The following is a 314-nucleotide window of genomic DNA, read 5'->3' as shown; positions in this document are numbered from 1 at the left end:
GGGCTCGGTCCCCGACTCGGTGTCGTTCGGTCCTGGATGCGAATCAGGGCCTTGAGTAGCTACTTCTCGCGTAGTGCGGTCGGTCCCCACGCCTCCGGCGTCCCCCTGTGAGGCTTCCGGGTCGGTGGGACCGGGCCCCGGGACCCCACCTGTGGCTGGAACCTCGGTCCCCACCCTGGTCCCCGCGTTCTCGCCCCCGGTCCCCGCGCCATCCGACGCCTTAGCCTTGTTCCACCGACGTGGCCTGAAATGGATCTTCTGATGGGTTTTTGAGCGGGTTCCGGGTCGGTGTCTGTGCCTGGGCAGGTGGTATC

The organism is Streptomyces sp. NPDC052107 (assembly GCF_040680215.1).
Taxonomy (GTDB): domain Bacteria; phylum Actinomycetota; class Actinomycetes; order Streptomycetales; family Streptomycetaceae; genus Streptomyces.
The sequence above is the reverse complement of the archived record's forward strand: the minus strand, read 5'-3'. Positions refer to the sequence as shown.